This window comes from Caballeronia sp. LjRoot29 (genome assembly GCF_964252755.1).
GTDB lineage: Bacteria > Pseudomonadota > Gammaproteobacteria > Burkholderiales > Burkholderiaceae > Caballeronia.
The window spans coordinates 1-1,883 of sequence record NZ_CAXUPU020000086.1 but is presented as its reverse complement, the minus strand read 5'-3'; the positions used below and the strand labels follow the sequence as shown (position 1 = coordinate 1,883).

The following is a 1,883-nucleotide window of genomic DNA, read 5'->3' as shown; positions in this document are numbered from 1 at the left end:
GCTTGGTCGGCGGAATTTATGGGTGGTTTCGTAGTTCAGGTATGGTTCTTTTGAACGATGTTATGCGCAGGTGCAGGCTTATCCACCGAGCTTGCCTGTGGACAAGCCGAGGTGCCTTTCACTGGCACACAAGGCGGCTTGTCCACAGGTGCGAAGCACTCGGTGGGTAAGCCGTGGCAGCACGCTACCCTTTAGCTGCCGGTTTTTCCCGGGCTTCGAGAAACCTGTATAGCCTGCGACAGGTGGCATCCAGGGAGTCTTGATCAGTCTGGCTGATGCGTGGCCAGATCAGAGGGCCGCCGTCTGGTTCTATCAACTCGGCGATGGCCTCTTGCGCGGGCAGTTTCTTGAGCCTGGTGTCCTCGTAACGCCTGCGGATCAATTCACCTCCCAGCAGCCAGAGATTGTCGCGATGGCGTCGCAGTGTCTTGGGCGTGAGTTCGCGGCTCAGCAGGTCAAGCAGGAATGGGCGTAAGCATTCGACAATATCACGCCCTATAGGAAGATCGTCTTCGTCATACTGCCAGCGCTGTGGCCAACTTTCGAGGTCGGGGCAATACTGTGCCAGGGTCGTGGCCGCAATATTGGCCATGGTTGTTTCCTGAGAAACGTTTCTGGATTTGTTGCTCATGCTTTTGACTCGTCTGCTTAATGCCTGCCACCATTTCCCTGGCTTCGTCTACGGTACCGCGCGCTTGTGCATGCATAGCAATACTATCGAGATCGATGTGCGCCCGCGCAAAGGCTCCAGAGCGTGCTGCTCAGGATGCCATCAACCCGCCAGGGGCTACGACCAACTGCCCCAACGCCGCTTCGAGTTCATCCCGATCTGGGGCTTTGCGGTGTTTTTACTGTACAGCATGAGGCGCGTGGAATGCAGGCGATGTGGGGTCAAGGTAGAGGAGGTGCCCTGGGCAATGGGCAAGCACCAGTTGACCAGGGCGTACATGCTGTACTTGGCGCACTGGGCGCGCAAGCTTTCATGGAAGGACACGGCACAGTCCTTCCACACCAGTTGGGAGAAGGTCCAACAGGCCGTGGCCTATGTCGTGCAATGGGGTCTGGAGCATCGCGAGCTGGGGCATATCCGGGCCATCGGCGTGGACGAAATCGCCTACGGTCGTGGTCATGAGTATCTGACACTGGTCTACCAGATCGAGGCGGGCTGCACGCGCCTGCTCTGGGTGGGCGAGAAGCGCACCAAAGAAGCGTTCCAGAAGTTCTTCGATATGATCGGCACGGAACTGGCACAGGGCATCGAATTTGTGTGTTCGGACATGTGGAAACCCTATCTGGACATGATCAAACTGCATTGCACAGGGGCGCTGAACATTCTGGACCGCTTTCACATCGTCGCTAAACTCAATCTTGCCATCGACGAGGTCCGTGCGGGCGAAGCACGCCAACTGGTCAAGGACGGCTACGAGCCGGTGCTTAAGAAGTCGCGCTGGTGTCTGCTCAAGCGCCCGGGGAACCTGACCGACTCCCAGCGCATCAAGCTGCGTGAGGTGCTGCGCTATAACCTCAAGAGCGTACGGGCCTACCTCTTCAAAGAATACTTCCAGCAATTCTGGGACTACGAGTCACCCGCATGGGCAGGCAAATTCCTCGATCAGTGGTGCAGCGAGGTCATGCGCTCGCGCATCGACCCGCTCAAGAAATTCGCTCGCACAGTACGCACCCATCGAGAGCTGTTGCTCAACTATTTCCGGGCGCGAAAGGCGTTCTCCAGTGGCATCGTTGAGGGACTGAACAACAAAGCCAAAGTCACTATGAGAAAAGCCTATGGATATCGCACCTTCAAAATGACGGAACTCTCGCTATATCACGTACTTGGCAAACTTCCTGAGCCAGAACTCGCCCATAGATTTTACTGACGGACC

General features: G+C 56.7%; 2 protein-coding genes. One reads left to right on the top strand and one right to left on the bottom strand.

From position 1 onward, the window contains the following. Window positions 1-184: 184 nt before the first annotated feature. Entirely contained in the window at window positions 185-631 is a 447-nt protein-coding gene (locus ACSQ83_RS35810; protein ID WP_243830349.1) for a hypothetical protein, read from the bottom strand. On the opposite strand from ACSQ83_RS35810, the gene ACSQ83_RS35805 reads away from it, so the two are divergent. Further along, window positions 630-1,877, top strand: coding sequence for an ISL3 family transposase (locus ACSQ83_RS35805; protein ID WP_436231364.1), 1,248 nt, complete (start codon window positions 630-632; stop codon window positions 1,875-1,877). The genes ACSQ83_RS35810 and ACSQ83_RS35805 overlap by 2 nt on opposite strands. Window positions 1,878-1,883: the final 6 nt, after the last annotated feature.